This window comes from Rhodophyticola sp. CCM32, assembly GCF_004751985.1.
GTDB lineage: Bacteria > Pseudomonadota > Alphaproteobacteria > Rhodobacterales > Rhodobacteraceae > Rhodophyticola.
In genome coordinates this window covers 3,214,795-3,238,954 of record NZ_CP038492.1, presented here as the reverse complement: position 1 = coordinate 3,238,954, position 24,160 = coordinate 3,214,795, and the positions used below count along the sequence as shown (strand labels likewise).

Below are 24,160 nucleotides of genomic sequence, written 5' to 3'. Positions count from 1 at the left end.
TACCGCCAATTTTATCAAGGTTTACGCAGGCCTATAGCGTTTCGGCTTAATGTTGAAACAATTTTTGCCCTAGCTTTTCACGAACCGGCGGACGGTGCCGTCAAACACTTCCAGATCGCCCTCGGCCAGTTCGACCCACAGGCCATGCAGGCTCAATCTGTCCTCTTCGACGGCTTTGGCCACAAACGGATAGCTCAACAGGTTCTCCAGCGAGACCTGAACCCCTTCCTTTTCCAGCGCGGTCTGGCGCGCGGCAGGGTCGGTGATATCGCGGGTGCGGTCATAGCCGACGCGCAACACATCCAGCCAGCGACCGATGAAACTTTCCTGTTTCTCAAGCTCCGGCGCGGTGCCGGAACACATATCAATACAGCCCCTGACCCCGCCGCAATTGGAATGGCCAAGCACCAGAATATGTTGAACCTTCAGCACCTTCACCGCAAATTCCACTGCCGCCGCCGTCCCATGATGTTCACCATCCGGGGTAAAGGGCGGCACCAGATTGGCGATGTTGCGATGCACGAAAATCTCTCCGATCTGCTGACCGAAGACCGAGGTAACCGCCACCCGGCTGTCACAGCAGGCAATCGCCATCGCGCGCGGATGTTGCCCCTCTTCGGCCAGCCGCCGAAACCAGTCACGATTTTCGACAAATGTCGTGCCTTTCCAGCCTTTATAGCGGGTCATCAAATAGTCGGGCAGGGCTTTGACACGATGCATATCTGATCTTTCTGTTTTGGGGCTTCCCAACTAATGCGGATTCGGTGCAATTTCGAGATGTTTTTCAACCGCGCCTCAATGGTTTCTTCAGCAGCCCGGGCGAGGTTTCCAGCACCGTGGGGGCGGAAGTGGAGTGAGTAATGGAGCAATCCGTAACCGTTTTGCGGGTGGAGGAATCTGCGCGATTCAACCCCGACAGGTTGGAACAATTATGCGCCGAACTGGGGGAAGTGCAGGCCGAATCCGAGGTGGCCGAGGCCCTGGCCACCATCGGCATACTGCTTGAAGAAATCGAACCGCTGGACGGCACCTCGTCTGACCGTGCCCTGGCGCGACCCCTGTCACAATTGATTGCGGCCTCAGATAAAATCGGGATGGCCAGCCTGGCACGTGTGGCCCGCGATGCAGAGCTGAGCCGGGCAAAACAGGACCCGGTCGCGCTGGCCGCAACTCTCGCCCGGTTGCAGCGTGTGGGGGAACGATCCATTCTTGCGATCTGGGATCTGGAGGATTTGTCGGGCTGAGGGGGCTTGCAGCACAAATCGGGCACGCTATAGCTTTTCGGGTTTAACCTGAAACAGACGGTATCGAAAACGCGTTTAAGCCGAAGACGAAAGGCCGCGAAAGGCGTTTCAACATCACGTCGAAACGCTATAGGGTGACGCAACCCTAGGAAAGTGCTCTATGTCCGCCCGATTTGCTGAAGACGCCCCCGATACGATCCCGATCCGCCTGATTGACCCGGAGGATTTTGCAGAAGCCCTGTCAGACCTGACAGTGGCGCAACGGGCCTGGGCCGAACATCTGGGATTCACCCCGAAAGCCGGGCGCGCGGTCAGTCTTGCAGATGCCCATGGTGCGCCCGCCATCGTCCTGATCGGTCTTGGGTCAGCGCAGGAACGCGCCCGGAAAAGATTTGCCACGGGCGCCGCCATTGCCGGGCTGCCCGCTGGCACATATCACATTGAAAATATGCCCCAAGGCGCTCTGGGTCACGAGATTGCCCTTGGATATCTGCTCTCCCGCTACCGGTTTGATCGCTATCGCACGCAAGCAGACAGCAAGGCGCAACTGGTCGCTCCAGAAGGATGTGATGCCCCCGGCTGGAACGAATCGCGGCGGCAGAATATCTGACCCGTGATCTGATCAACACCCCGGCGGCAGATATGGGGCCGGACGCGCTGGCCACTGCCATGGCGGGGCTGGCCGAACGCTATGGCGCCAGTATGGAGACCACCGAAGGCGACGCCCTGATCGCGGCCAACCTGCCGATGATCCACGCGGTTGGCCGCGCCGCGACCCGCGCGCCCCGCCTGCTGGATATGAGTTGGGGAAGCCATGGCCCGATGCTGACGCTTGTGGGCAAGGGCGTGTGTTTCGATACTGGCGGGCTGAACCTGAAACCCGGCGCCTCCATGGGCCTGATGAAGAAGGATATGGGCGGGGCCGCAACCGTATTGGGCCTGGCACAGATGATCATGGCCAGTGATATGCCCCTGCGGCTTCGGGTTCTGGTCCCGGCGGTGGAAAACAATGTGGCGGGCAATGCCTTTCGCCCCGGCGATATCCTGACTGCGCGGAACGGGCTGACGGTTGAGATCAACAACACCGATGCAGAGGGGCGGCTGGTGCTGGCCGATGCGCTGGCCCTGGCCAGTGAAACGCCGCCCGATCTGATGATCTCGATGGCGACGCTGACCGGCGCGGCGCGGGTGGCGGTGGGGCCGGATCTTGCGCCCTTTTACACCGATGATGATGCCCTGGCCGCAACCCTGTCAAAAGCTGCGGCGCAGATCGCCGACCCGGTCTGGCGGATGCCCTTCCACACACCTTACGAGACGATGATCGAACCGGGTATCGCCGATCTGGACAATGCGCCCAAAGGCGGGTTTGCCGGGTCGATCACCGCCGCGCTGTTCCTGCGCCGCTTCGTCGCCGACACGCCGCGCTATGCCCATTTCGACATTTATGGGTGGCAACCGGCGGCGGCCCCCGCCCGCCCGAAAGGCGGCGCGGGTCAGGGTGCCCGCAGCCTGTTTGAAGCCTTAACCGAGGTATTGGGCCTATGAGTGACGACCCAAGGATGACCCCAGGCAACGGGCGTGTCGCCCATGTGTCCCTGCAAGGCAAGATCGAAGCGGAACGCTTCGTGCAGGGCCGCTGGACCATGGTGCAGCAACCGATGGCAAACATGACCGATACGCCGAAAGGCAACCGGATCAGCCAACTGGTTTTCGGAGAGCGGTTTCTGGTGCTTGAGGCGAAAGACGGACATGCCTTTGGTCAGTCGGAACGTGACAATTACGTGGGCTATATCACCACCGGCGCGCTGACCGAACCGGAAGAGGCCACCCACTGGGTTGTGGCCCCGGCCACGCATTTATACCCGCAGGCGGATTTCAAGGCGCCGCCGGAAGTGTCGGTCTTTTTCGGCTCCCGCGTGCGGGTACGGGCCGAGCGCGAGACATTCCTGCGCATCCATACGGGCCATTTCATCCCAAGCTCTCACCTGCAACCGATCAAGGCACGTTTCGGCGACCCGGTTGGGGTGGCCGATCTGTTCCTTGGCACGCCCTATCTTTGGGGCGGCACCAGCCGATGGGGCATCGACTGTTCCGGCCTGGTGCAGACCGCGTTTCTGGCCTGCGGCCTGCCCTGCCCCCGCGACAGCGATCAGCAGCAGATGGCCCTGGGCCGCGAATTGCAACATGGGGAACCCCTGCAACGGGGCGATCTGGTGTTCTGGAAAGGCCATGTGGGGATCATGGCGAATGAACGGATGCTGCTGCATGCAAATGCGCATCACATGGCCGTGGCCTATGAACCGCTGAAAGATGCCGCCGCGCGGATTGAACTGGCAGGTGATGGGCCGATCACAGGACGGCGACGGGTTGAGGTGACCTGAATTACGGCACCCCGCCTGTCGCCAATCTCCCGACAGCACCGCAGGCGTTGCAGCAAAGCCTGATCGTGGAATTCTCCAGAATTCCGTATGGAAAACTGGAGTTTTCCATCCCGCGCGGTTTTGCACCTGTCTCTAAAGCAGAAATCGTTCAGTCTGAATTAAAATTCACTGCCTCTCGACCAGCAAGCTTCTGGTCTCGAACGCGAATTTCGATAAGCGATAGTGCAGAATAAACGATTTCTGCCCTACTCAACCGCACGGATCAGTTTGCGTTCCAACACCCGCAGCACAGATTTCAGGTCATGCCCGCGTTTCAGAATACGGCCATCCATACCGATGACCGAATACTGCCCCTGCCGCAGCGCCAGCCTGGGCCGTTTCTCCACCCGGTAGATCGGATGTTCCGCACTGCGCCGGAAGATCGAGAAAATCGCCACATCACTCAGCAGGGAAATCCCGTAATCCCGCCACTCGCCTGCGGCCACCATTTGACCATAGAGGGTGAGGATCACCGCAAGCTCCTTGCGGTCAAACGCAACCTTTTCGGGAATACGCTCAGGGCTTTGGGGCTGTAGCTGCACGACCATTGGCCAAGCTTGGCGCGGCTTGCGGGGCAAAGCAAGCGTTGTGCAAAAGACCGTGTATGAAAGTCGAACAGAGCGGCCCCAATACTTGAGACAGATAGGGGATTCACACAGTGTTCACAATTTCCTATATATTGTTGGTAAGGGATTAAGAACGATGCATGACGGACACGAAATCTCTGAGGTAATCCGTAGAGTTGTTGCTGAACAGCTTGACCCTGCACGCATTGTTGATGTGACAGTCTCAGATGACGTGGATCACGATGATGAGCCAATTCTCAGGGTTGAGGTTATTTTCGAGGTTGAGGGTGATCGGCTTGACCCTAAAAAGGTTATGGGGCTGGTCCGTCATCTGCGTGAACCCTTGCAGGCATTGCATGAGAAACGTTTTCCGATGATCAGTTTCCTGACCCTGGACGAGTTTTCCGGTGCTGCCGCTTGATCTGATCAAGACAGCCCGTCGCATGGCGCGGTCCAGATCTTCGCGGCGGCCGAGGCAATCAGACCTCAAGCGTGCAGTCAGCACAGCATATTATGCCATGTTCCATGCCTTGTGCAGAAACTGCGCGGATTGCCTGATTGGCGGAACAAATTCTGCCCGCAGTGCTCCGGCTTGGCGGCAGGCCTACCGGGCCGTGGAGCACACATATGCAAAACGCCAATGCGCCAATCAGCAGGTCATTGCGAAATTCCCCAAAGAAATTGAGGATTTTTCAAGCCAGTTCAAGACGCTACAGGAAAAGCGCCATTCGGCTGATTATGACCCGCACGCGCGCTTCACAAAGACCGATGTCGACACCGCCATCGACACGGCAGAGCTCGCGATCAGAAGCTTCCAATCCACGCGCATAAAGGACCGGCGCGCATTTGCGGCCTGGACCACCATGAAGAATCGAACCGATTAGGCCCGCACCTTCACCTCATACCCTTCGGCGATATCCCGGGTCAGGGCTCCGACCTCGAAATTATAGTTGCCGATCTGCCCCACCGGTGTGACCTCGGCGGCGGTGCCGGTCAGCCAGCATTGTTCGAAGCTTTCCAGTTCCTCGGGCATGATATGGCGTTCATGCACCTTCACCTGGCGCTCTTTCAGCATGCCGATCACGGTCTGCCGGGTGATCCCGTTCAGAAAGCAATCGGGGTCGGGGGTATGCACCTCCCCATCCTTGACGAAGAAGATATTCGCCCCGGTCGCCTCGGCCACATAGCCGCGGTAATCGAACATCATCGCGTCGGAACACCCCTTCGCCTCGGCCGCGTGTTTCGACATGGTGCAGATCATGTAAAGCCCGGAAGCCTTGGCGTGACAGGGGATCGTTTCAGGGCTTGGGCGCTTCCATTTCGAGATGTCCAGCCTGGCGCCTTTCATTTTGGCATCGCCGTAATAAGCCCCCCATTCCCAGGCCGCGACCGCCAGGCGCACCGGGTTGCGTTGTGAGGCGACGCCCATATCCTCGCCCGACGCCCGCCAGGCCACCGCCCGCACATAGGCATCGGTCAGCCCGTTGGCTTTCATCACTTCATATTTTGCCGCTTCGATCTCATCAACGGTCCAGGGGATATCAACATCCAGCATCCGGCCCGAGGCCAGCAACCGCTCCGTATGTTTCCGGCTTTCGAAGATCCTGCCGTTATAGGCGCGCTCCCCCTCGAACACGGATGAGGCGTAATGCAGGGCATGGGTCAGAATATGCACATTGGCGTCACGCCAAGGCACCAGCTTGCCGTCCATCCAGATTGCACCATCACGGGTATCGTAACGTTCACCCATCTTTCCCATCCTTCATCGTCTTGTGGCTTTCAGATTGCCAACTTTTATATTTGTTGCGCAATATAGGGCCGCACCGGACATAATATTGCGCAAAACCGTGCAATCGCTATCAATTGATTCTTGGAAAGTCAATAAGGCTGACATAAACTGAGCCAAAGCCCTGTATAGGTGCGGCAGAAGGGATGTCACCATGGCCGATCGCGGAACAGCCAACGCCCTGATCAGCGGCGAAAGCCTGCTGTTTCTGACCGATGAACAGTTGCGCCGGGGGATCGAGGCGATGTTTTTCGCCTATCGCGGCTTTACTGCAGACCCGGATCGGATTTTGCAGAACTATGCCTATGGCCGTGCCCATCACCGGGCGATCCACTTCATCCATCGCAGCCCCGGCACAACGGTGAACAACCTTCTCGACATTCTCGGCGTCACCAAGCAGTCTTTGAACCGGGTGCTGCGCGCCCTTGTGGAGGATGGGTTGGTGGAAAGCCGGATCGGCACGCGGGACAAACGCGAACGGAATCTGTTCCTGACCGAGACGGGCACAGCACTGGAACGGGACCTGTCGGATGCGCAGCGCAACCGGATGCGCGCCGCCTATCGCGCGGCGGGGCCCGAGGCGGTGACCGGGTTCCGCATGGTGCTGGAACAGATGATGGACCCGGATTTGCGCCGCCATTACCAAACCACAACGGAGCATACGCCATGATCGAAGCCGATGCCCATCTGCTGATCGTGGATGATGATGAGCGGATTCGCGGATTGCTCCAGAAATTTCTGATCCGCCACGGATTTCTGACCAGTATCGCCCGCGACGCGGCCCATGCAAGGCGGCTGTTATCCGGGCTGGAATTTGATCTGATCGTGCTGGATGTGATGATGCCCGGCGAGGACGGGCTCAGCCTGACCAGGGTCATTCGTGAAACCCTCACCACACCGATCCTGCTGCTCACCGCCAAGGGCGAGGCCAGCGACCGGATCGAAGGGTTTGAGGCCGGGGCCGACGACTATCTTTCAAAACCGTTCGAGCCGAAAGAACTGCTGCTGCGGATCAATGCGATTCTGCGCCGGGTGCCTGTTGTCGCGGAACTGCGGGAGGCCCCGAAAGTCCTTAATCTGGGCTGTATCCGCTATGATCTGGACCGGGGCGAGATGTGGCAGGGGCAGGACAATGTGCGCCTGACCGCGACCGAGGCGGCGCTGATGCGGATTTTTTCGGCCTGCCCCCATGAACCTGTCAGCCGCGCGCAACTGGTCGAGGATCTGGGCCGCGACAAATCAGGCGGTGCCGTTCAGGCCCAGGAGCGCGCGGTCGATGTGCAGATCACGCGCCTGCGCCGCAAGATCGAGGCGGACCCGAAACAGCCACGTTACCTGCAAACCGTGCGCGGCGCGGGCTATATGCTGGTGCCCGATTGATGGCGACCCTTCTGGTCGAAAACCCTGCCGGGCTGACCCATGAAATGCCACCGGGCCACCCGGAACAGATTGCCCGCCTGGCCGCGATTTCAGAGGCGCTTGCCGCGCCGGAATTTGCCGCGCTGATCCGAGGTGAGGCCCCGATGGCGGCAGAGGCCGACCTGCGTCTGGCCCATCCGCCTGACCATATTGCCGCGATCCGGGGCGCGATCCCCAAGGCCGGGCTTGCTGCGCTGGATGCGGATACATCCCTCTCTCCCGGCTCGTGGGAGGCTGCGCTGAAAGGCGTTGGCGGCTGTCTTCATGCGGTTGATCAGGTTCTGTCAGGCGCAGTCCGAAACGCCTTTGTCGCCACCCGCCCGCCGGGGCATCACGCGGAAGGCAGCCGCCCGATGGGGTTCTGCCTGTTCGGCAATATCGCGATTGCCGCGAAACACGCGCTGGACCGTCATGGCCTCAAACGCGTGGCCGTGGTCGATTTCGACGTGCATCATGGCAATGGCACGCAAGACCTGCTGTGGGAGGAACCGCGGGCGCTGTTCATCTCCTCTCACCAGATGCCGCTTTACCCCGGCAGCGGCGCGCCTTCGGAACGGGGCGGGTCTGACAATGTTGTGAACCTGCCCCTTGGCCCGGGGACAGGCGGCCCCCAGATGCGGCAGATTGTGCAGGACCGGATGCTGCCGGCGCTGGCGCGCTTCGCCCCTGAACTTGTGCTGATATCCGCCGGGTTTGATGCCCACCGCGCCGACCCGCTGGCCAATCTGAACTGGGAGACAGAGGATTTCGCCTGGATCACCCGCGAAATCTGCGTCTTTGCGGCGGCGCATTGCGACGGGCGCGTGGTCTCGACTCTGGAAGGCGGCTATGATCTTCCTGCGCTCGCGGCCTCGGTCGCGACCCATGTGGCGGTGTTGATGGAGCAAAACGGATGAGCGAGCCAAAACCGATTGACGAGATGAGCTTTGAAGACGCCATTCGCGAGCTTGAAACCGTGGTGACCGCGCTGGACCGGGGCGATGTGGCGCTGGAGGCCTCCATTGCACTTTATGAACGCGGCGCCGCCCTGAAAGCCCGCTGCGAGGCCAAGCTGAAAGAGGCCGAAGAGAAAGTGGCCCAGATCACGCTGGATGCGGATGGGCAGGCCACGGGAACCACGCCTGCCGACGGGCTGTAAGTGTTTCAACAGGCGCTTGGCGAGGCCCGGACCGGGATCGGGCACTTTCTGACAGATCAGATGGCATCGCTTGGCGAGGGGCCGCTGGCTCAGGCCATGCGCTATGCCACCCATGGCGGCAAACGCCTGCGCGGGTTTCTGACGCTTGAGGCCGCAGCGCTGTTTGATGTGCCCGCCCCGCAGGCGCTTTATGCGGCGGGCGCGGTGGAATGCCTGCATGCCTATAGTCTGGTCCATGATGATCTGCCCTGCATGGATGACGATGATCTCAGGCGCGGCCAGCCGACGGTGCATGTGAAATGGGATGAGGCGATGGCGGTTCTGGCGGGCGATGCCCTGCACAGCTTTGCCTTTGATCTGCTGGCCGATCCGGCCGCGGGGGATGAGGGGCAAAGGCTTGCCCTGATGGCAACCCTGGCGCGGGCCGCCGGTGCCAATGGCATGGTGCTGGGCCAGACCCAGGATATCGCGGCGGAAACCGCAGACCAGCCGCTGACGCTTGAGGGCATCACCACCTTGCAGGGCAACAAGACCGGCGCGCTGATCACCTGGTCAGCCGGGGCCGGGGCCATTCTGGGCCGTGCCGACCCTGCCCCCCTGCGGCGTTACGCGCAGGCCATCGGCCTTGCTTTCCAGATCGCCGACGACATTTTGGATATCGAAGGCGATGCGGTGAAAGCGGGCAAACGGCTGCAAAAGGATGCCCGGGCCGGAAAGGCGACCTTTGTATCCCTGCTGGGTCTGGACGGCGCCAGAACCCGCGCCGCCGATCTGGTGGCAGAGGCCGAAACCGCGTTGCAGCCCTATGGCGGGAAAGCGCAGAGCTTGAAGGCGCTGGCCCGCTATATTATCGCCCGGGATATGTGAGTGTGCCCCTGAAGGGAGAAGGCCAGACTATGACCAGCCAGCCCCAGACCCCGCTACTGGACCGGGTGAACAGCCCCGCCGATCTGAAACCGATGTCGGATGCGGAATTGCGGCAACTGGCAGAGGAACTGCGCGCCGACACGATCGCCACGGTCAGCAAGACCGGCGGGCATCTGGGGGCCGGGCTGGGCGTGGTTGAACTGACCGTCGCAATCCACGCGGTGTTTGACACGCCCCGCGACCGGCTGATCTGGGATGTCAGCCATCAATGCTACCCCCACAAGATACTCACCGGTCGCCGCGACCGGATGTTGAGCCTGCGCCAGAAAGACGGGATCAGCGGGTTCACCAAACGCTCGGAAAGCGCTTATGACCCGTTTGGCGCGGCCCATAGCTCCACCTCGATCTCTGCCGCGCTCGGCTTTGCGGTGGCCCGTGATCTGGGCGGCACGCCGGAACATGGGCTGGGCGATGCAATCGCGGTGATCGGCGACGGCGCCCTGTCTGCGGGCATGGCCTATGAGGCGATGAACAATGCGGGCCATCTGGGCAAACGCCTGATCGTCATTCTGAACGACAATGAGATGAGCATCGCCCCCCCCACCGGCGCGATGTCTTCCTACCTGTCCCGTCTGTATGCCGGCGCCCCGTTTCAGGAGCTGAAAGCGGCGGCCAAGGGTGCGGTCTCGCTTTTGCCGGAACCGTTGCAGGAAGGTGCGCGCCGGGCCAAGGAATTGCTGAAATCCGCCACCGTGGGCGGCACCCTGTTTGAAGAGCTTGGGTTCTCTTATGTCGGGCCGATTGATGGCCATGATATGGAGCAGGTTCTGGCGGTTCTGCGCACGGTCAAGGCGCGGGCCGACGGGCCGATCCTGATCCATACGATCACCGAGAAGGGCAAAGGCTACCACCATGCCGAAGGCCGCGCCGACAAGGGCCATGCCACGGCGAAATTCGATGTGGTGACCGGGGAACAGACCAAAGCCCCGTCAAACGCGCCGTCCTATACAAAGGTCTTTGCCCAGACCCTGATTGCCGAGGCGGAGGACGACCCGCTGATCACCGCGGTGACCGCCGCAATGCCCGATGGCACCGGGCTGAACCTTTTTGCCGAACGGTTCCCGAACCGCTGTTTCGATGTGGGCATTGCCGAACAGCATGCGGTCACCTTCTCTGCCGGGATGGCGGCGGGCGGGTTGAAACCGTTCTGCGCGCTCTATTCCACCTTCCTGCAACGGGGCTATGACCAGGTTGTGCATGACGTGGCGCTGCAACGCCTGCCGGTGCGCTTTGCCATTGACCGCGCCGGTCTGGTGGGGGCCGATGGCGCGACCCATGCGGGCAGCTATGATGTCGCCTATCTGTCCAACCTGCCCGGGTTTATCGTGATGGCCGCCGCCGATGAGGCGGAGCTGATACATATGGTGGCCACCGCCCGCGCGATTGAAGATGCGCCCTCGGCCTTCCGCTTCCCCCGTGGGGAAGGCGTGGGGGTCGAGATGCCCGCCCGGGGCGACATGCTTGAAATCGGCAAGGGCCGGATGATTGCCGAGGGCAACCGGGTGGCCATTCTGTCTTTCGGAACGCGGCTGAAAGAGGTTCAGGACGCGGCCGAAGCGCTGGCAGCCCGGGGCATCACACCCACCATCGCCGATGCGCGGTTTGCCAAACCGCTGGATGAGACGCTGATCCTGCAACTGGCCCGCCATCACGAGGCGCTGATCACCATCGAGGAAGGCGCGATTGGCGGTTTCGGCTCCCATGTGGCGCAGCTTCTGGCCGAACAGGGCGTGTTTGATACCGGTTTCAAATACCGCTCGATGGTGCTGCCGGATATCTTCATTGATCAGGCCAGCCCGCATGACATGTATGCCGTGGCCGCGATGAATGCAGGCGATATCGAGGCGAAGGTGCTGCAAACCCTGGGTGTCGATGTGATCGGCAAACGCGCCTGAGGCAGCGAGACCACACATCCCGCAGCCACGCGACAGAGGCCCGGTCATTGACAGCCCGGGCCGCATCTGTACCGTCCCCCCAATCACTGTATTGGAGAGTTCTGACATGACTGACCCTGCCACTGTTTCGCGCCCGGACGGGGCTGCCGAGCTGGCGATCACCTTCATCTATTTCCGCGATCTGCCCCGCGCCATGGCGTTTTATGAAACCGTTCTGGGGCTGGAACTGGCGATTGATCAGGGCTGGTGCAAAATCTACCGGATTGCAGGGCAGGCTCATGTGGGGCTGGTCGATGAAAGCCGGGGCATGCAACGCGCATCAGATCAGAAACCGGTACAGATCTGCATCCGCGTGCCCGATGTTGACGCCTGGTTCGACTGGATCGAAAGCCATGGCGTGGACGGGTTGATCCCGACATGGAGCAATACCGATCTGGGCATTCGCGCCTTTGCCTTCAACGACCCCGAAGGCTATCAGATCGAAATTCAGTCGGTGCTGGATTGATAATACACTGATCCGAATGGGGCCTTACTCCGGCTGATCGGTCTCATCACGCCCTTGCAGCCGATCCTCAATCGCCTTCAGGCGGATCAGAACCTCGTCACGATAGGCATCTGTCGCGGCGTTGCTTTCTTCCGCATGGGCATCCTGCATCGAATTCACGATCAGACCGACCAGCAGGTTCACCACCGCAAAGGTGGTCACCATGATGAAGGGCACAAAGAACACCCAGGCATAGGGGTAAACCTCCAGCACCGGCCGCACGATCCCCATCGACCAGCTTTCCAGCGTCATGATCTGGAACAGCGAATACAGCGACTGGCCAAGCGTCCCGAACCATTGCGGAAAGCTGTCTCCGAACAGCTTTGTCGCCATCACGGCACCGATATAGAAAATGATCGCCATCAGCAGAAACACACTGCCCATGCCCGGCAGGGCGGTCACGAACCCCTCAACCACGCGGCGCAGGCGCGGCGCGACAGAGATCACCCGCAGCACCCGCAGAATGCGCAGCGCCCGCAGAACCGACAGGGTTTGCGCGCCCGGCACCAGCGCCACGCCGACAATGATAAAATCGAATATGTTCCAGCCGGATCGGAAAAAGCTCAGCCGGTGGGCAAAGAGTTTCAGCACAAGCTCGACAACAAAAATGCCCAGACAAACCCGGTCGAGCAGCATGATCACCGGGCCCGCCTGCGCCATCAGCGGGGTCGATGTCTCCATCCCCAGAAGGATCGCATTGAAGATGATCACCCCGATGATCCCGAACCGTATCCGGGGTGTATCAAGCCATTGTGCCAGTTTTTGCCGTGTCATCCCTGCCCTTTCGCCGGTTTCGTCCCGATATGGGGCAGGGTCAGGCTGGCGGCAAGCTCCACATGGGGGCTCCAGCGAAACTGGTCCACGACCTGCACCCAGTTCAGATGATACCCGGCATCGACAAGGGTTTTCGCATCGCGGGCAAAACTCACCGGATTGCAGGACACCATGGCGATGCGCGGCACCTGCGCTTTGGCAAGCTCTGCCATCTGCGCCTCGGCCCCGGCGCGGGGCGGGTCGATGACGACGGCATCAAAGCGGCGCAGCTCATCGGGCAAAAGCGGGCGGCGGAACAGGTCACGGGTTTCGCTGGTCACCGGTTTGATCCCGCTGGCATGGCGCCGCCCGTGATCAAGCGCGGCAATCATCCCCGCATCGCCTTCCACCGCATGAACAGCCCCGTTGCGGGCCAGGGGCAATGTGAAAGTGCCGCAGCCCGCGAACAGATCAAGGATGGCATCGGCCCCGCCAACCACCTCCTGCACCGCGGCAAGCAGCGCCGCCTCCCCCTCGGCGGTGGCCTGTAAAAACGCACCGGGCGGGGGTGTGACCTGAGCCGGGCCAAAACGCTGGACCGGGGGTGAGACGGTAAAGACCGTTTCATCGCCCCAGGTCAGCCGCGCGAAGTGATCCGCATAATGCGGCAGGGCCATGCGCAGACCCGCATCAAGCGGTTTGCCGCCCGTGACCATGCAATCAAGCCCGGCCTCGGACCGGGTCAGCGCAAAGCTGAGCACCGCACTGCGCGACCCGCCCAATCGCGTCATCTGCTGCAACGCAGGCAGCGCGGCCAACAGCTCCGGATGCAGCACCAGACAGTCACTTATCGGCACAATCATCTCTGATTTTCTTGCATGAAAACCAATCAGAGCGCCCTTTTTGGTGCGCGTCCCTGCCAGGCTTGCCCGACGGCGGGACCGGGACGGCGACACATGGATGGGACGAAACGGGGCCTCCAGCCCCTGACCGGCAAGGGCCATGCGCAGAACATCCTGCTTCCAGTCCTCAAGGAATGCATCAGTCGCATGTTGGAGAGAACAGCCACCGCAATTGCGGAAATGTCGGCAGGGCGCGCTGATACGGTCGGTCGATGGGGTCAGAATGCGGGCATCCTCGACCCGTCCGCCGATAATCTCCCCCTCAACCTCTTCGCCCGGCAGTGTCAGGGGCACGAAGATCGGGCCGGGGGCAATCCCGTCCCCCTGATGACCCAGCCGCGCGATCTTCAGGCTCACTCTGCCGCCTCACGGGTGCCGATGAACCCGCCTGATTGCCGGTTCCAGTAGCGCGCATAAAGCCCGTCCTGCGCCAGAAGCGCCTGATGTGTGCCCTCCTCGACGATCCGGCCCTCATCCATCACCACGATCCGGTCCATCCGGGCGATGGTTGACAGGCGATGGGCAATGGCGATCACGGTTTTCCCCTCCATCACATCGGCCAGCGTGGTCTGAATCGCCGCCTCGACCTCGCTGTCCAAAGCGCTGGTCGCCTCATCCAGCACCAGCACCGGCGCGTCTTTCAGAAAGGCACGGGCCAGGGCGATCCGCTGGCGTTGCCCGCCTGACAGGGTCACGCCACGTTCGCCCAGATGGGCATCATAACCTGTGCGGCCCGTGTGATCCTCCAGACCGGTGATGAAACTGTCGGCTTCGGCCCGGCGCGCAGCCGACAGCATATCCGCCTCACTGGCGCCGGGGCGACCATAGAGGATATTGTCGCGGGCCGAGCGGTTGAACATCGCTGTTTCCTGGGTGACCATCCCGATCTGACGGCGCAGACTGTCCTGCGTCAGATCCCGCACGTCGGAACCATCCAGCAAAATGCGACCCTGTTCCGCATCATAGAGCCTTAAAAGCAGCGCCACCAAGGTTGATTTCCCGGCACCCGACGCCCCCACAATCCCCAGTTTCTCACCGGGTTCCACCGCCAGGCTCAGCCCCGAAATCCCGCCCGCCTGACGCCCATAGGCAAAGCTGACAGTGTCGAAACTGATCTGGCCCTTTGCCCGTTCAAGCTCCAGCGCATTGTCATGGTCGGTCAGGCTATGCGGCGGGGTCAGCGTATGCATCCCGTTCTCGATCTCGCCGATATTGCTGTAAATGCCCATCAGCGTAAAACTGACCCATCCGGTCATCTGCGAGATGCGCATGGCAACCGCGCCGGTTGCCGCAATATCACCCGGGCTGGCAATGCCCTGACGCCACAGCAATACGGCGCCCAGGATCAACAACACCGGCAGCAGCCCCGCAACAGTCATCAGTGCCAGCCGGAACCCGGTGGAGAGATAGCCGAACTCCAGCGACCGGTCGCGCAATACCTCCATCGCCCGGATCGCGGCCGTATCTTCATGGCGGGTGTGCCCGAACAGCTTGACGGTCTTGATATTGGTGATCGTGTCCACAACCTGGCCCGTCACCATGGCCCGCGCCCCGGCCCGTGCCGCGGCCCGTTTGCGTATTCGCGGCAGAAACCAGGCGATCATCCAGAAATAAAGCCCCAGCCAGATCAGCAGGACCAGCGCGATGCGCCAGTCGATGAAGCTGAGCATCAGAACCGAACCCACAAGGGAGGCCAGCGCAAAGGCAATCGCATTGATCACCTCGGCCACCACCGTGGTCATGGCCCTCGCCGTCTGCATCTGTTTCTGGGCGATGCGCCCGGCGAAATCATTGTCGAAAAAGCTGATCGCATGGCCAAGCGACCAGCGATGCAACCGGCTTTGCACCAGCGGGTAGATATTCGGCGGAATGATGATGCCATTGAACGCCGCGCTGGCCCCGAAAATGACCGGCCTGAACAGCAGGAAAAACCCGACATAGCCCAGAATCAGCGCCCAGTTATCGCTGAAATAGGTCAGCAGCGCGCCGCTTTCCACGGTTCTGTCAATGATCATGCCCAGCAACAGCGCGCTGAACACCTCCATCGTGCCGGCCAGGGCCGAGGCCAGCGTCGCAAGCCCGATCACCGGCCAGGCGCCTTTCAGACACCAGCGGGTGAAGGCCCAGAGGGTCTGCGGCGGCGCGCTGTCGGCCGGAGCGAACCCGTCGATCCGCGCCCCAAGCCAGGCAAGAACCGGCTGAAGGCGCCCGATCATTGCGCCACCCCGGGCCTGCGCCCAAGGGCCATCTCCCCGCCACAGGCAGAGAGGCGAAGATATAAGGAACGGGCCTTCGAAGGAGGATGCATGGGAACCGATCAGGTTTTCAGGGCACCGGCATATGGCGTGATGCCGGTCAATGGGCGGAACAGCGGGGTAAGACGCGGGATATAATGCCGTGGCTAAAGAAAAACCATGAGCGCAGAGACAGCAAGCCCAATGGCCATGAAACGCGCAAAAATTCGCCATGCGCCGGGGCGCGACAACAGATAGGCCAGCGCCGCCCCGGCAGCGGTCCAGAACAGGCAGACAAACAGATTGAGACCGGAAAACGCCAGAGCCAGCCGCCGCGCCTCCTCCACGGGCCCCAGATCGGCGCCATGGATTGCTGCGGCCGCCAGTGCGATGGCCCAGATCTTGGGGTTGATCCATTGAAACAGCACCGCCTCCAGAAAGGTGAAGGGCCGCCCCCGATGAGACTGCGCATCCGGTGCCGCGCCTGAGCGCCAAAGCTGCCATGCCATCCGTAAAATCCAGGCCGAGGCCGCCAGTTTGAGGCCAAGTTCCAGACCCGGGCGGGATATCAGAAGCGTGCCGATACCCAGCCCGGTCAGGCCCGCCGTGATACCAACCCCGACCACCACACCCAGAATATGCGGCATTGTCGGGCGAAACCCGAAACGGGCGCCGGATGCAGTCAGCAAAATCACATTCGGCCCCGGCGTGAACAGCCCGAAAAAGACAAAGGTGTAAAGCGGGTCCAGTGATCGGCCTCCGGTCAGGACAGCAAGGCGGCGCGGTCAAGCGCGAAGCCCGACGCGATCCAGCGCTGTTCAAGCACCGCCAGACGGGCGCCAAGGGCGGCACCGGTCAGCCCCGGCATCAGATCGGCGGCGCTGACCGGAAATTCCGCCGCCGCCCCGCGCGCGGCACTCGCAAGATCGGCGGGGAGAAGCGGGTGTTCAAAACTGGCCGCCCTGAGCAGCAGGATATCACGGGCGGCAGCCGCACCATGACGATAGCCAAGCTCCCCCGGTCCGGCAGAGGCCGCAACACCGTCTCTCAGCAGGCTCAGCCGTTTTGCCTCGGCCTTGCCAAGCCGCAGGGCCGTGCCCGGCGCATCGCCGCCCAGTGCCGCCAGGCGGCGGATCGGGTCAGGCGGCAGGGGCAGGGGCAGTGTGGTTTCCATATCCACCAGTATCGGCAAACGCCGCGCATCCGCGCCGGGCAGGATGCGGGCCAGAACACCGGCCTGCACCATCGCGGCAACCGCCGGGGCCGGGTCAGGCGCAGACAGAAGTCTGGTGATCTCAGCGCTGATCCTTTCCTTTGATAGTGTCTCTAATCCGCCTGACAGAGCCGCACAGGCCGCCAAACCATCCGCATCCATCCCGCCATCCGGGTCCGCATACCAGGCATGGAACCGGAAGAAACGCAGGATGCGCAGATAGTCTTCGCGAATACGATCCTCTGGCACACCGATAAAGCGCAAACACCGGTCTGTCAGATCGGACAGACCGGTGCCCACCGGGTCCAGCACCTCCCCCTCCGGGGTGGCATACAGCGCGTTCATGGTGAAATCGCGCCGGGCGGCATCCTCGGCAATATCGGTGGAAAACGACACGGTCGCATGTCGGCCATCGGTTTCCATATCCTTGCGGAATGTGGTCACCTCATGGGGCCTGCCTTTGGCAATCACCGTCACCGTGCCATGATCAATGCCCGTGGGCACGGCGCGCAGCCCGGCGGTTTCCACCAATGCGGTCACCCTGTCAGGTGTCGCATCAGTGGCAATGTCGATATCTGCAACCTCGGCGCCGATCAACTCGTTGCGCACACAGCCGCCCACAAACAGCGCCTGATGGCCCGCATCCGTCAATGCCTGACACAAGGCCCGCGTTCCGGGATGGGCCATCCAGCCTGCCTGCAACCTCATCGGGCGACCCGGTCGGCCAGCGATTTCAGCATCCGCGCCGTGGCCCCCCAGATGTAATAGGGACCATAGGGCACCACATAGAACCGTCGCCAGACCCCGCGCCAGCGCCGCCCTTCCACCCGATAGGCGTTGGGGTCCATCAGAACGCCCAGCGGCGCGCGAAAGACTTCCGCCACCTCACCGGGTTCGGAAACAGGGTCAAACACGCCCTTCAAAACCGCCAGAACCGGTGTCACCTCATAGCCCGTCACCGTTTCATGGGGCGGCATCTGCCCGATCACCGATGCATGGCTGCGCGGCAGTCCGATTTCTTCCTCGGCCTCGCGCAGGGCTGCATCCACCGCATCTGCATCGCCCTCATCCACCTTGCCGCCGGGAAAGGCGATCTGCCCCGGATGGTGTTTGAGATGGGAGGCGCGCTTGGTCAGGATCACCTCGGCCCCCTGCGCACCCTCTGCAATCACCACCAGCACAGCGGCCGGGCGCAGTTTGCGGGTTTCGGGCAAGGCAAATTCAGGGTTGAGATCATAATCAGATGACGGGCGCGCGGGCCGGGTCAGCGCCGCGCGCAGATCGTCAAGATCAACCAACCGGCCCATCGCCACCATCCGCTGGTTTTTCCGCCTCGAACCCCAGTGTCAGCGGATCGAATTGGTAATGCGCCCCGCAGAACTGACAATCTGCGGTGACAATCCCGGCCTCGGTGGTCATATGGGCGATATCCCGGGCCGAATAGATCGACAGGCTTTGCCGCACTTTCGCAGGCGAACAGGTGCAGCCGAACTGCACCGGTTGCGCATCAAAAACCCGGGGGCTTTCCTCATGAAACAGCCGCACCAGCAGATCGGTGGGGGCGACATGCGGGCCGATCATCTCGATCTCTTCCACCGTGTCGAGCAGCAGATTGGCCCGGCTCCAGTTCTCTTCTTCATCCGCGTCCAGAATATCACCAGCCGAAAGCAGACCGCCCTCACCCGTGCCCCCTTCACCCGCCACATGGGGGGAGGCTTTGGGCATATGCTGCAACATCACGCCCCCGGCACGCCATTGCACCTGCCCGCCCGGTTCCTGCGCGCGGCCATAGCTGAGCGCGAAACGGGTCGGCAATTGCTCGGACTGGGCGAAATACGCCTCGGCGCAGGCGGTCAGCGCGCCGCCCGCAATCGGCGTGATCCCCTGATAGGGCGCATTCCCCGCCCCCTGGTCGATCAGAATGGCGAAATACCCTTTGCCGATCTGCGCGAACGGGTCGGCATTGCCGTCAAACGCCTCGGCATCATAGCTGGCATAGGCGCGGATCTGCGCCGGTGCGCCATCCTCGGCCGGGGCAAAGAAATCTGTCGCGATCAGGCGCAGGGGGCCATCCCCGCGCACCTGCAGCGACAATTTCCAGCGCAGCTTGATGGTCTGCCCGACCAGCGCGGTCAGCAGCGCCATTTCGGCCACCATCGCCTCCACCCCCGGCGGATAGGCATGTTGCGACAGGATCCGGTCAAGCGTGCCGTCCAGCCGGGCGACCCGGCCGCGAATATCGCTCCGGTCAAGCTGAAACGGCAGGACGGTATCGTCCCAGGCAATTTTGGTGGTCAGTGTCATAAAACCCTCACGGCCCGCCGGGTTGGCATATCGCGCCCATATAGGCGCGGCAACTGCAATCCCAAGGGGTTTCCGGGTGACTTGTTCCGTAACCCTTGCTATCGAACGCGCTGTATATACTCGAGTTGAAGGGCGTGCCCTGCCGTGAAAATCGACCAGACACCGATTGTCGGCCTGCTGATTCTGACGCCCCGGCGCTTTGCCGATGACCGGGGGTATTTCAGCGAAAGCTGGAACCGCAACACCCTTGCAAGCCATGGCATCCACATGGAATTCGTGCAGGACAATCATTCAATGTCCGAGGCTGTGGGCACGATCCGCGGGTTGCATGCGCAAACCCCGCCCCATGCCCAGGCCAAACTGGTGCGCTGCGGGCATGGCTGCATCTATGACGTGGCGGTGGATGCGCGGCGCGGCTCCCCCACATTCGGGCAGTGGTTCGGTGTGGAACTGAGCGCCGCGAACGGCAGGCAGTTGCTGATCCCGGCGGGGTTCCTGCATGGGTTTGTCACCCGCGCCCCGGAAAGTGAGCTGATCTATAAATGCAGCGATGTCTATGCCCCGGAATGCGAGGCAAGCGTGCGGTTTGACGACCCCAGGCTGGCGATTGACTGGGGATTGGCGGGCCGCACACCGGTTTTATCGGCCAAGGATGACGCGGCAGGGGCCTTCACGGCTTTCGATTCCGGCATCGCCTGGGAAGGGGCCGCGCCATGAAACTGATGGTCACCGGCGGCGCGGGGTTCATTGGGTCCGCCGTGGTGCGGCTGGCGATTGCGCGCGGGCATCAGGTGGTGAATGTGGATGCGCTGACCTATGCGGCCTGTCTTGACAATGTGGCCTCGGTCGCCGCCAGCCCGGGTTACGCCTTTGAACAGGCCGATATCCGCGACCGCGCGGCCATGGATCAGGTGCTGGACAGATATCAGCCCGATGCAATCATGCATCTGGCCGCCGAAAGCCATGTGGACCGGTCAATTGACGGCCCGCTTGATTTCATCGACACAAATCTGCGCGGCACTGCCACCCTGCTGGAGGCTGCCCGGGCCTATTGGGTGGGTCTGGGCAAACCCGAAGGTTTTCGTTTCCACCAGATTTCCACCGATGAGGTGTTCGGCAGTCTGGGGCCGGAGGGGCAGTTTTCCGAAAGCAGCCCCTATGCCCCCAACAGCCCCTATGCCGCCTCCAAGGCGGGGGCCGATCATCTGGCCCGCGCCTGGCATGAAACCTATGGCCTGCCGGTGGTTCTGAGCAATTGTTCCAACAATTACGGGCCGTTCCATTTTCCTGAGAAACTGATCCCTGTGGTGATCCTGAACGCCCTCGCCGGAAAGACCATTCCGGTCTATGGAACAGGGTCTAACGTGCGGGATTGGCTCTATGTTGAAGATCATGCAGAGGCACTTTTGACCGTCCTGCAAAAGGGACGGACCGGGCGCAGCTATGCCATTGGCGGCGAGGCCGAGGCGCGCAATATCGACCTGGTGCAAAACCTCTGCGCCATCCTTGATCGCACACGCCCGAAAGCCATCCCCTACGCCGATCAGATCCGGTTTGTCGCGGATCGGCCCGGCCATGATCAACGCTATGCGATTGATCCGTCCCGCATCCGGGAGGAGCTTGGCTGGCGGCCCAGCGTGACGCTGGAGGAAGGGCTGGACCGCACCGTGAACTGGTATCTGGAAAATGAAGACTGGTGGCGCAGGCTGCAAACCCGGGCCGGGGTGGGCGACCGCCTTGGCAAAGCGACATGACGGTTCTGGTGTTCGGGGCCACAGGGCAGGTGGGCAATGCCTTGGCCGATCTGCCCGATGTCATCGCGCTTGGCCGGGCCGAGGCTGATCTGTCTATGCCGGAAACCTGCCGCGCCGCCATCAAAACGGCAATGCCCGATCTGGTCATCAATGCCGCTGCCTTCACCGATGTCGACGGGGCCGAGGCAGAGGAGGAGCTGGCGCAGATCATCAATGCGGAGGCACCCGCCGCCATGGCGCAATCCTGTGCCGCGCTGAACATTCCGCTGGTCCATATCTCCACCGATTATGTCTTCGATGGCAGCGGGCAGGCGCCCCGGAAACCTGACGCGCCCACCGGTCCTCTCGGCGCCTACGGGCGCAGCAAACTGGCGGGGGAGGAGGCCCTGCGCGCCGCAGGCGGGCCCCATGCAATCCTGCGCACATCCTGGGTGTTTGACGGTTCGGGCAAGAATTTCGTGACCACGATGCTCCGCCTTGGCGCCGCTCGCGACCGGCTGAGTATTGTTGCCGATCAGATCGGCGGCCCCACCCCTGCCGATGCCCTGGCAAAGGCCTGCATGCAGATCGGCCAGCATCTGTGCGAGACGCCCGGTGACAGCGGCACCTATCATTTCGCGGGCCAGCCCGATGTCAGCTGGGCCGGTTTCGCCCGCACCATATTCCAGACCGCCGGCCTTGCCTGCGTGGTGGAGGACATTGCCACATCCGCCTACCCGACCCCGGCAAAACGGCCGCTGAACTCCCGCCTGGATTGCCGCCGCATGAATGCGGTTTTCGGCCTGTCCCGGCCTGATTGGCGGGCGCATCTGGCGGCATATCTCTCTTCTGTGAAAGGTCCGTGACCATGACAGCACGCAAAGGCATCATTCTGGCCGGCGGTTCCGGCACCCGGCTTTACCCGATCACCATGGGTGTCTCGAAACAGCTTCTGCCGGTCTATGACAAGCCGATGATCTACTACCCTCTCAGCGTTCTGATGCTGGCTGGGATACGCGAGATTGCCATCATCACCACGCCGCAGGATCAGGCGCAGTTTCAGGCGCTTCTGGGTGATGGCCATCACTGGGGCCTTGATCTCAGCTATATCGTGCAGCCCACGCCTGACGGTCTGGCGCAGGCCTATCTTCTGGCCGAGGATTTCCTGGCTGGCACAGCTTCCGCCATGATCCTTGGGGACAACCTGTTTTTCGGCCATGGCCTGCCTGACCTGATGGCAAATGCAACACCCCAGGGCGGCACCGTCTTCGGCTATCACGTGTCCGACCCTGAACGGTATGGTGTGGTCCGTTTCACAGCCGGGGGGCAGGCGCGGGAGATTGTGGAGAAACCGGCCGAACCCGCCTCGAACTATGCCGTGACCGGGCTCTATTTTCTGGATGGCACCGCGCCCGACCGGGTGCGCGGTCAACGCCCCTCTGCCCGGGGAGAGCTGGAAATCACCGATCTTCTGCAAGCCTATCTGCAGGAGGATGCCCTGAATGTGCAACTGATGGGGCGCGGTTATGCCTGGCTGGATACCGGCACCCATGGCAGCCTGATGGATGCGGGCAATTTCGTGCGCACGCTGGAAACCCGGCAGGGCCTGCAGGTCGGATGCCCCGAAGAGGTTGCGTTTGACATGGGCTGGATCAGCATTGACCAGCTTGCGGATCGCGCGGCCCTTCTGGGAAAAAACGACTATGGCCGCTATCTTGCCGATCTGGTTGCCGCCGCCGCCAAATGATGTCAGCGGGTTGCGACAGGGCCGATTTCAGCCGAAAGTAATCCCAAGCCCGTCCAGAAAGCTCCGGTTACGATGAAAATACTGTTTATCCACCAGAATTTCCCGGGCCAGTACCGGCAATTGATTGATTGGCTGATCAAACAGGGGGGGCACCAGATGGTGGCCCTGACCCAAAGCACAACACCGCCCAAAATTCCAGGCATGTCGGTCTTTGGCTATGCCCCCCATCATCGCCCGGCGGAAGATGCCTATGCCCTGTCGAAATACTGGGAAGAATGCTGTGGTTCGGGCTTTGGCGTGGTCCGCGCCTGTCAGAAGCTTGAGGCAGACGGCTTTGTGCCTGATCTGGTGCTGGGCCATGTCGGCTGGGGCGAGCTGACATTTCTGAAACAGGTCTGGCCACATGTCCCGGTGATCGGCTTTTTCGAATATTTCTATCTCGCCCGGGGCGGCTCGGTCGGGTTCGACCCTGAATTCCCCGCCTCCGAGCATGCGCCTTTCATCATGCATGCCCGCAATGCGGTGAATTTCGCCAATATCGAAACCGTCGATCTGGGTCATTCCCCCACAGCGTGGCAAATGAACACCTTTCCCGAAAGCTTCCATTCAAAAATCTATTGCTGTCATGACGGGATCCGCGCCGACCTGCTGAAACCAAACCCGGCGGCACAGATATCTCTGGGCCGATTGGGGCGCGATATCACCCGCGATGATGAGGTTTTCACCTATATGGCCCGCAATATGGAACCGACCCGCGGTTTCCACGTCTTCATGCGCGCCTTGCCTGACATTCTGGCCGCCCGGCCCAAAGCGCGGGTTCTGATCATCGGCGGCAGCGAGACCTCCTATGGCAAGAAAAGCCGCGCCGATGGCGGCTATCGCGCCGAGATGGAACGTGAGATCGGCAACCGGGTTGACTGGAACCGGGTGCATTTTCTGGGGAAAGTGCCTTATGCGGATTTTCAGAAAATCATCCAGATCAGCCGCTGCCATATCTATCTGACCGTGCCCTTCGTTCTGTCCTGGTCCCTGCTGGAATGCATGGCGATGGAGGCAACGATTGTCGCCTCAGACACCGCGCCGGTGCGTGAGGTCATGACCCATGGAAAAACCGGCCTGCTGGTGGATTTCTTCAAGCCCAGGGCGCTGGCCGATCAGGTGGTCGAGGTTCTGAAAGCCCCCGATGACTATGCCCATCTGGGCCCCGCCGCGCGGGCGCTTATGCTGGAGCGTTATGATTTCCTCAGCCAGACATTGCCGGTGCATCTGGACAAGATGAACAGCCTGGTGCCCAAGGCACAACAGATCACACCGCCGGGCTGAGACAACCGCGTT

General features: G+C 61.7%; 26 protein-coding genes and 1 pseudogene. 17 read left to right on the top strand and 10 right to left on the bottom strand.

Features of this window, described 5'->3' with window-relative positions; genetic code table 11:
- Window positions 1–69: 69 nt before the first annotated feature.
- Window positions 70–720 (bottom strand): carbonic anhydrase, encoded by a 651-nt coding sequence (locus E2K80_RS15815; protein ID WP_135375867.1) that lies wholly within the window; start codon window positions 718–720, stop codon window positions 70–72.
- A 140-nt stretch (window positions 721–860) separates the two neighbouring features.
- Between E2K80_RS15815 and E2K80_RS15810 the strand changes: the two genes are divergently transcribed.
- The 3 genes and pseudogenes from E2K80_RS15810 to E2K80_RS15800 all read left to right on the top strand — a co-directional run bounded on the left by E2K80_RS15810 (window position 861) and on the right by E2K80_RS15800 (window position 3,625).
- On the top strand, window positions 861–1,244 hold the full coding sequence (locus E2K80_RS15810) for a hypothetical protein (protein WP_135375866.1): 384 nt from the start codon (window positions 861–863) through the stop codon (window positions 1,242–1,244).
- Between the two features lie 160 nt (window positions 1,245–1,404).
- Window positions 1,405–2,789: pseudogene (locus E2K80_RS15805) on the top strand (leucyl aminopeptidase family protein).
- Entirely contained in the window at window positions 2,786–3,625 is an 840-nt protein-coding gene (locus tag E2K80_RS15800; protein ID WP_135375865.1) for a C40 family peptidase, read from the top strand. Before E2K80_RS15805 ends, E2K80_RS15800 begins: the two are co-directional and overlap by 4 nt.
- 245 nt (window positions 3,626–3,870) lie before the next feature.
- Here E2K80_RS15800 and E2K80_RS15795 read toward each other — a convergent pair whose 3' ends face one another.
- The gene (locus E2K80_RS15795; protein ID WP_135375864.1) at window positions 3,871–4,212 is read right to left on the bottom strand and encodes a DUF2794 domain-containing protein; all 342 of its coding nucleotides are present in this window, start codon (window positions 4,210–4,212) and stop codon (window positions 3,871–3,873) included.
- Between the two features lie 154 nt (window positions 4,213–4,366).
- Between E2K80_RS15795 and E2K80_RS15790 the strand changes: the two genes are divergently transcribed.
- On the top strand, window positions 4,367–4,651 hold the full coding sequence (locus E2K80_RS15790) for a hypothetical protein (RefSeq protein WP_135375863.1): 285 nt from the start codon (window positions 4,367–4,369) through the stop codon (window positions 4,649–4,651).
- A gap of 97 nt (window positions 4,652–4,748) precedes the next feature.
- Entirely contained in the window at window positions 4,749–5,114 is a 366-nt protein-coding gene (locus tag E2K80_RS15785) for a hypothetical protein (protein ID WP_210405398.1), read from the top strand.
- Here the strand turns inward: E2K80_RS15785 and E2K80_RS15780 are convergent.
- Window positions 5,111–5,980 (bottom strand): branched-chain amino acid aminotransferase, encoded by an 870-nt coding sequence (locus tag E2K80_RS15780; RefSeq protein ID WP_135375862.1) that lies wholly within the window; start codon window positions 5,978–5,980, stop codon window positions 5,111–5,113. The genes E2K80_RS15785 and E2K80_RS15780 overlap by 4 nt on opposite strands.
- Before the next feature lie 190 nt (window positions 5,981–6,170).
- On the opposite strand from E2K80_RS15780, the gene E2K80_RS15775 reads away from it, so the two are divergent.
- From E2K80_RS15775 to E2K80_RS15745, 7 genes are all read left to right on the top strand, one after another.
- Window positions 6,171–6,686, top strand: a complete 516-nt coding sequence (locus tag E2K80_RS15775; RefSeq protein WP_135375861.1) for a MarR family winged helix-turn-helix transcriptional regulator — start codon at window positions 6,171–6,173, stop codon at window positions 6,684–6,686.
- Complete coding sequence (locus E2K80_RS15770; protein ID WP_135375860.1) at window positions 6,683–7,396, top strand: response regulator; 714 nt, start codon at window positions 6,683–6,685, stop codon at window positions 7,394–7,396. Before E2K80_RS15775 ends, E2K80_RS15770 begins: the two co-directional genes overlap by 4 nt.
- Complete coding sequence (locus tag E2K80_RS15765; RefSeq protein WP_135375859.1) at window positions 7,396–8,331, top strand: histone deacetylase family protein; 936 nt, start codon at window positions 7,396–7,398, stop codon at window positions 8,329–8,331. Before E2K80_RS15770 ends, E2K80_RS15765 begins: the two co-directional genes overlap by 1 nt.
- Window positions 8,328–8,573, top strand: coding sequence for an exodeoxyribonuclease VII small subunit (locus E2K80_RS15760; RefSeq protein ID WP_135375858.1), 246 nt, complete (start codon window positions 8,328–8,330; stop codon window positions 8,571–8,573). Before E2K80_RS15765 ends, E2K80_RS15760 begins: the two co-directional genes overlap by 4 nt.
- A gap of 60 nt (window positions 8,574–8,633) precedes the next feature.
- On the top strand, window positions 8,634–9,440 hold the full coding sequence (locus E2K80_RS15755; RefSeq protein WP_135376652.1) for a polyprenyl synthetase family protein: 807 nt from the start codon (window positions 8,634–8,636) through the stop codon (window positions 9,438–9,440).
- Window positions 9,441–9,469: 29 nt separating this feature from the next.
- Window positions 9,470–11,395, top strand: a complete 1,926-nt coding sequence (gene dxs, locus E2K80_RS15750; protein ID WP_135375857.1) for a 1-deoxy-D-xylulose-5-phosphate synthase — start codon at window positions 9,470–9,472, stop codon at window positions 11,393–11,395.
- Window positions 11,396–11,501: 106 nt separating this feature from the next.
- The gene (locus E2K80_RS15745) at window positions 11,502–11,900 is read left to right on the top strand and encodes a VOC family protein (protein ID WP_135375856.1); all 399 of its coding nucleotides are present in this window, start codon (window positions 11,502–11,504) and stop codon (window positions 11,898–11,900) included.
- A 24-nt stretch (window positions 11,901–11,924) separates the two neighbouring features.
- Here E2K80_RS15745 and E2K80_RS15740 read toward each other — a convergent pair whose 3' ends face one another.
- The 7 genes from E2K80_RS15740 to hslO form a co-directional block, all read right to left on the bottom strand.
- Window positions 11,925–12,713 (bottom strand): ion transporter, encoded by a 789-nt coding sequence (locus tag E2K80_RS15740; protein ID WP_135375855.1) that lies wholly within the window; start codon window positions 12,711–12,713, stop codon window positions 11,925–11,927.
- Window positions 12,710–13,951: a class I SAM-dependent RNA methyltransferase gene (locus E2K80_RS15735; protein WP_135375854.1), complete on the bottom strand. Its 1,242-nt coding sequence runs from the start codon at window positions 13,949–13,951 to the stop codon at window positions 12,710–12,712. The genes E2K80_RS15740 and E2K80_RS15735 overlap by 4 nt, the downstream gene beginning before the upstream one ends.
- Window positions 13,948–15,810 (bottom strand): ABC transporter ATP-binding protein, encoded by a 1,863-nt coding sequence (locus E2K80_RS15730; RefSeq protein ID WP_135375853.1) that lies wholly within the window; start codon window positions 15,808–15,810, stop codon window positions 13,948–13,950. Before E2K80_RS15730 ends, E2K80_RS15735 begins: the two co-directional genes overlap by 4 nt.
- Before the next feature lie 185 nt (window positions 15,811–15,995).
- Complete coding sequence (locus E2K80_RS15725) at window positions 15,996–16,544, bottom strand: LysE family translocator (RefSeq protein WP_338014605.1); 549 nt, start codon at window positions 16,542–16,544, stop codon at window positions 15,996–15,998.
- Between the two features lie 47 nt (window positions 16,545–16,591).
- The gene (locus tag E2K80_RS15720; RefSeq protein ID WP_135375851.1) at window positions 16,592–17,749 is read right to left on the bottom strand and encodes a CCA tRNA nucleotidyltransferase; all 1,158 of its coding nucleotides are present in this window, start codon (window positions 17,747–17,749) and stop codon (window positions 16,592–16,594) included.
- Window positions 17,746–18,348, bottom strand: coding sequence for a CoA pyrophosphatase (locus E2K80_RS15715; RefSeq protein WP_135375850.1), 603 nt, complete (start codon window positions 18,346–18,348; stop codon window positions 17,746–17,748). The genes E2K80_RS15720 and E2K80_RS15715 overlap by 4 nt, the downstream gene beginning before the upstream one ends.
- Window positions 18,332–19,345, bottom strand: a complete 1,014-nt coding sequence (gene hslO, locus E2K80_RS15710; RefSeq protein WP_135375849.1) for an Hsp33 family molecular chaperone HslO — start codon at window positions 19,343–19,345, stop codon at window positions 18,332–18,334. Before hslO ends, E2K80_RS15715 begins: the two co-directional genes overlap by 17 nt.
- Before the next feature lie 144 nt (window positions 19,346–19,489).
- Between hslO and rfbC the strand changes: the two genes are divergently transcribed.
- The 5 genes from rfbC to E2K80_RS15685 all read left to right on the top strand — a co-directional run bounded on the left by rfbC (window position 19,490) and on the right by E2K80_RS15685 (window position 24,148).
- The gene (rfbC, locus tag E2K80_RS15705) at window positions 19,490–20,062 is read left to right on the top strand and encodes a dTDP-4-dehydrorhamnose 3,5-epimerase (protein ID WP_135375848.1); all 573 of its coding nucleotides are present in this window, start codon (window positions 19,490–19,492) and stop codon (window positions 20,060–20,062) included.
- Window positions 20,059–21,099: a dTDP-glucose 4,6-dehydratase gene (gene rfbB / locus E2K80_RS15700; protein WP_135375847.1), complete on the top strand. Its 1,041-nt coding sequence runs from the start codon at window positions 20,059–20,061 to the stop codon at window positions 21,097–21,099. The genes rfbC and rfbB overlap by 4 nt, the downstream gene beginning before the upstream one ends.
- Complete coding sequence (gene rfbD, locus E2K80_RS15695; protein ID WP_135375846.1) at window positions 21,096–21,944, top strand: dTDP-4-dehydrorhamnose reductase; 849 nt, start codon at window positions 21,096–21,098, stop codon at window positions 21,942–21,944. Before rfbB ends, rfbD begins: the two co-directional genes overlap by 4 nt.
- A gap of 2 nt (window positions 21,945–21,946) precedes the next feature.
- On the top strand, window positions 21,947–22,825 hold the full coding sequence (gene rfbA / locus E2K80_RS15690) for a glucose-1-phosphate thymidylyltransferase RfbA (RefSeq protein ID WP_135375845.1): 879 nt from the start codon (window positions 21,947–21,949) through the stop codon (window positions 22,823–22,825).
- Window positions 22,826–22,897: 72 nt separating this feature from the next.
- Entirely contained in the window at window positions 22,898–24,148 is a 1,251-nt protein-coding gene (locus tag E2K80_RS15685) for a glycosyltransferase family 4 protein (RefSeq protein ID WP_135375844.1), read from the top strand.
- Window positions 24,149–24,160: the final 12 nt, after the last annotated feature.

What these genes read in the sequence shown, in the direction of transcription:
- rfbA (WP_135375845.1), top strand. Translation starts at nt 21,947, where the DNA reads ATGACAGCACGCAAAGGCATCATTCTGGCCGGCGGTTCCGGCACCCGG.
- E2K80_RS15800 (WP_135375865.1), top strand. Translation starts at nt 2,786, where the DNA reads ATGAGTGACGACCCAAGGATGACCCCAGGCAACGGGCGTGTCGCCCAT.
- E2K80_RS15780 (WP_135375862.1), bottom strand. Translation starts at nt 5,980, where the DNA reads ATGGGTGAACGTTACGATACCCGTGATGGTGCAATCTGGATGGACGGC.
- E2K80_RS15775 (WP_135375861.1), top strand. Translation starts at nt 6,171, where the DNA reads ATGGCCGATCGCGGAACAGCCAACGCCCTGATCAGCGGCGAAAGCCTG.
- E2K80_RS15720 (WP_135375851.1), bottom strand. Translation starts at nt 17,749, where the DNA reads ATGAGGTTGCAGGCAGGCTGGATGGCCCATCCCGGAACGCGGGCCTTG.
- E2K80_RS15760 (WP_135375858.1), top strand. Translation starts at nt 8,328, where the DNA reads ATGAGCGAGCCAAAACCGATTGACGAGATGAGCTTTGAAGACGCCATT.
- E2K80_RS15785 (WP_210405398.1), top strand. Translation starts at nt 4,749, where the DNA reads ATGTTCCATGCCTTGTGCAGAAACTGCGCGGATTGCCTGATTGGCGGA.
- E2K80_RS15745 (WP_135375856.1), top strand. Translation starts at nt 11,502, where the DNA reads ATGACTGACCCTGCCACTGTTTCGCGCCCGGACGGGGCTGCCGAGCTG.
- rfbD (WP_135375846.1), top strand. Translation starts at nt 21,096, where the DNA reads ATGACGGTTCTGGTGTTCGGGGCCACAGGGCAGGTGGGCAATGCCTTG.
- E2K80_RS15795 (WP_135375864.1), bottom strand. Translation starts at nt 4,212, where the DNA reads ATGGTCGTGCAGCTACAGCCCCAAAGCCCTGAGCGTATTCCCGAAAAG.
- E2K80_RS15790 (WP_135375863.1), top strand. Translation starts at nt 4,367, where the DNA reads ATGCATGACGGACACGAAATCTCTGAGGTAATCCGTAGAGTTGTTGCT.
- E2K80_RS15740 (WP_135375855.1), bottom strand. Translation starts at nt 12,713, where the DNA reads ATGACACGGCAAAAACTGGCACAATGGCTTGATACACCCCGGATACGG.
- hslO (WP_135375849.1), bottom strand. Translation starts at nt 19,345, where the DNA reads ATGACACTGACCACCAAAATTGCCTGGGACGATACCGTCCTGCCGTTT.
- E2K80_RS15815 (WP_135375867.1), bottom strand. Translation starts at nt 720, where the DNA reads ATGCATCGTGTCAAAGCCCTGCCCGACTATTTGATGACCCGCTATAAA.
- E2K80_RS15730 (WP_135375853.1), bottom strand. Translation starts at nt 15,810, where the DNA reads ATGATCGGGCGCCTTCAGCCGGTTCTTGCCTGGCTTGGGGCGCGGATC.
- E2K80_RS15770 (WP_135375860.1), top strand. Translation starts at nt 6,683, where the DNA reads ATGATCGAAGCCGATGCCCATCTGCTGATCGTGGATGATGATGAGCGG.
- dxs (WP_135375857.1), top strand. Translation starts at nt 9,470, where the DNA reads ATGACCAGCCAGCCCCAGACCCCGCTACTGGACCGGGTGAACAGCCCC.
- E2K80_RS15765 (WP_135375859.1), top strand. Translation starts at nt 7,396, where the DNA reads ATGGCGACCCTTCTGGTCGAAAACCCTGCCGGGCTGACCCATGAAATG.
- E2K80_RS15755 (WP_135376652.1), top strand. Translation starts at nt 8,634, where the DNA reads ATGGCATCGCTTGGCGAGGGGCCGCTGGCTCAGGCCATGCGCTATGCC.
- E2K80_RS15685 (WP_135375844.1), top strand. Translation starts at nt 22,898, where the DNA reads ATGAAAATACTGTTTATCCACCAGAATTTCCCGGGCCAGTACCGGCAA.
- E2K80_RS15715 (WP_135375850.1), bottom strand. Translation starts at nt 18,348, where the DNA reads ATGGGCCGGTTGGTTGATCTTGACGATCTGCGCGCGGCGCTGACCCGG.
- rfbB (WP_135375847.1), top strand. Translation starts at nt 20,059, where the DNA reads ATGAAACTGATGGTCACCGGCGGCGCGGGGTTCATTGGGTCCGCCGTG.
- E2K80_RS15810 (WP_135375866.1), top strand. Translation starts at nt 861, where the DNA reads ATGGAGCAATCCGTAACCGTTTTGCGGGTGGAGGAATCTGCGCGATTC.